This window comes from Tenacibaculum sp. AWR4_210 (genome assembly GCF_056160945.1).
In genome coordinates this window covers 1-831 of the sequence record NZ_JBSWYF010000034.1, presented here as the reverse complement: position 1 = coordinate 831, position 831 = coordinate 1, and the positions used below count along the sequence as shown (strand labels likewise).

Genomic DNA, 831 nt, shown 5'->3' with positions numbered 1-831 from the left:
GTGCAGGAAGCACGGTAACATCGGCGCAGTTATTTGCAGCCTTAGGAGGAAGTCCAGCTACCGGCGGAACTTGGTCACCAGCATTATCAGGGGCTAATACCTATACGTATACAGTAGCAGCAACGGCACCATGTACCACAGCCGCAACAGCTCAGGTAGTGGTAAGCGAACAAGCCTTACCAAATGCGGGAACTAACGGAACACTAACGATCTGTGCAGGAAGCACGGTAACATCAGGGCAGTTATTTGCAGCCTTAGGTGGAAGTCCAGCTACCGGCGGAACTTGGTCACCAGCATTATCAGGGGCTAATACCTATACATATACCGTAGCAGCAACCGCACCATGTACCACAGCAGCAACAGCTCAGGTAGTGGTAAGCGAACAGGCTTTACCAAATGCGGGAACTAACGGAACACTCACCATCTGTGCAGGAAGCACGGTAACATCAGGGCAATTATTTGCAGCCTTAGGAGGAAGTCCAGCTACAGGAGGTACTTGGTCACCAGCATTAGCAGGCGCAAATACCTATACGTATACAGTAGCAGCAACCGCACCATGTACCACAGCGGCAACGGCTCAGGTAGTGGTAAGCGAGCAAGCTTTACCAAATGCAGGTACTAACGGAACACTTACCATCTGTGCAGGAAGCACTGTAACATCAGGGCAATTATTTGCAGCCTTAGGAGGAAGTCCAGCTACGGGAGGTACTTGGTCACCAGCTTTAGGAGGCGCAAATACTTATACGTATACCGTAGCAGCAACCGCACCATGTACCACAGCAGCAACAGCTCAGGTAGTGGTAAGCGAACAAGCCTTACCAAATGCCGGAA

The 831-nt window shown here is 50.9% G+C and carries 1 pseudogene; it reads left to right on the top strand.

Features of this window, described 5'->3' with window-relative positions:
- Positions 1-831, top strand: a pseudogene (locus tag ACXAG7_RS19885) (hypothetical protein); the annotation flags it as partial.